Consider the following 2,265-nt stretch of genomic DNA (forward strand, 5'->3'; position numbering starts at 1 on the left):
CCCCGACCCCGGTCGCCCCGACGCGCAGCGAGCGTCTCGACGAGCTGCCGTTCACCTCGAAGCACCGCCGACTGCTCGCCGGCTCGGGCATCGGCTGGGCCCTGGACGCGCTCGACGTGGGTCTGCTCTCGTTCGTCATCGCCCAGCTGATGACCGTGTGGAGCGACCAGGCCGGCCAACTGGCCTGGGTCGCCTCGGCCGGCTTCGCGGGCATGGCGATCGGCGCGGCCGTCGGCGGCTCGTTGGCCGACCGCCTGGGCCGCAAGACCGTCTTCGCCCTGACCCTGCTGCTCTACGGTCTCGCGACCGGTCTCTCGGCCCTCTCGTGGTCGGTCGGCGTGCTGCTCGTCCTGCGCTTCGTCGTGGGTCTCGGCCTGGGCTCCGAGTTGCCCGTCGCGTCGACGCTGGTCAGCGAGTTCTCGCCCCGGCGCATCCGCGGTCGCGTCGTCGTGTTGCTCGAGGCGTTCTGGGCCGTGGGCTCGATCGGGGCGGCCCTCGTCGGGTACCTCGTGATCCCGACGAGCGACGACGGCTGGCGCTGGGCCCTGCTGATCGGTGCGGCCCCCGCGCTCTACGCCGTCTTCGTGCGGCTGAGGATGCCCGAGTCGGTGCGCTTCCTCGAGTCGAAGGGTCGTCACGACGAGGCCGAGCGCACCGTCCGCGGCTTCGAGCAGGCCGCCGGTGTCGCCGCCCCGACCGTCGTCGCCGAGGAGGCGCGGGTCGTCGAGAAGCCGGCCCGCGCCTCCGTCGGTCGGTTGTTCGGTGCCGGCATGGCGCGCCGCACGGTCGCGATCTGGGTGGTCTGGTTCATGACCAACTTCTCGTACTACGGCGCCTTCGTCTGGCTGCCGTCGCTGCTCGTGGCGGCCGGGTTCCCGCTCGTGCGCTCGTTCGAGTACGTGCTGATCATCACGCTGGCCCAGCTGCCGGGTTATGCGGCCTCGGCCTGGCTGATCGAGACGTGGGGCCGCCGGGGGACGCTCGCGACCTTCCTGCTCGGGTCGGCCGTCGCGGCCGTGTTCTTCGGTTTCGGTGCCGTCAGCGGCAGCGTGGCGCAGATCCTCGTCGCGGGCATGGCGCTGTCGTTCTTCAACCTCGGCGCGTGGGGGGCGCTCTACGCCGTGACGCCCGAGCTCTACCCGACGCCGCTGCGGGGCACGGGGGCGGGGTGGGCCGCCGGCGTCGGCCGCATCGCCTCGATCGCCGCCCCGCTGTCGGTGCCGCCGCTCATCGCCCTCGGCGGGCCGCCCACCCTCTTCGTCGTCTTCGGCGCGGTCTTCGTCGTGGGGGCCGTCGCCGCCACGATGCTGCCCGAGCTCCGCGGCACGCGGCTCGCCGAGTGAGCGCGCGTCGTCGCCCGTCGCGTCGTCGCCTCACGCCGCGTCGCCTGCCCGGCCTCGTCGTGGTGCTGGTGGCGGGGGCCGTCCTCGTGGCGTTCCCGCGCCTCCTCGGTGACGGGTCCGGGGGCGGCGACCCGGGAGGCGCGGGTGCGGTTCCCGTGCCCACGAGCGTCCCGGCCGCGGCGGCCGAGGCCGTCGTCGAACGCGTCGTCGACGGCGACACGGTGATCGTCACCGTCGCGGGGGAGCGCGAGCGCATCCGCCTGATCGGCGTCGACACCCCCGAGACCGTGAAGCCCGACGCTCCGGTCGACTGCTTCGGCCCGGAGGCCAGCGCCTTCACGACGTCCACCCTGCCCGAGGGGGCGACGGTCTGGCTCGAGGACGACGCCTCGCAGGGCGACGCCGACCGCTACGACCGGCTGCTGCGCTACGTCTGGTCGCCGGACGGCACGATGCTCAACGAGCGACTGGTCGCCGAGGGCTACGGGCGCGAGGACACCTACGACGACGCGTACCGCTACCGCGACCGGTTCGTCGCCGCCGAAGCGTCGGCCGAGGCCTCGCGGGCCGGGCTCTGGGCGGCCTGCGGCTGACGCGCTACGGATCACGGCAGATCACAGGGGCATCCACCAGAATCATGGGGCAGGAGGTTCCATGCCCACCCCGAGAGACCCGGCCCCCACGGCCCCGTCGACCCCTCCGCCGCGCCGCCGCCCCGCCGGGGCCGGCGCCCCGCGCCGCGGCGCCCGCCGCCCGGGGGCGGGGGGGGCGCGCCGGCGGCCCCGCGTGGGCGCGCGCCGGGGCGTGCGATGGAGAGGGGCGCCGCCCCGGTCGTGCGCTCCCGGGAGATCTCCCGTCTCGCCGTGCCGGCCCCGCGCGACGCCCCGACCCACCAGGCGCTGGCCCGCCACTTCGAGGAGTC

The 2,265-nt window shown here is 75.2% G+C and carries 2 protein-coding genes; both read left to right on the plus strand.

The window, feature by feature from the left end; translation table 11 throughout:
- The coding region (locus tag AEQ27_RS14830) for an MFS transporter (protein WP_054147372.1) at positions 1-1,343 on the plus strand (1,343 nt) is incomplete at its 5' end.
- The gene (locus AEQ27_RS14835; protein WP_054147373.1) at positions 1,340-1,936 is read left to right on the plus strand and encodes a thermonuclease family protein; all 597 of its coding nucleotides are present in this window, start codon (positions 1,340-1,342) and stop codon (positions 1,934-1,936) included. The genes AEQ27_RS14830 and AEQ27_RS14835, both read left to right, overlap by 4 nt.
- Positions 1,937-2,265: the final 329 nt, after the last annotated feature.

The sequence above is a fragment of the Frigoribacterium sp. RIT-PI-h genome (genome assembly GCF_001297205.1).
Lineage (GTDB): Bacteria > Actinomycetota > Actinomycetes > Actinomycetales > Microbacteriaceae > Frigoribacterium.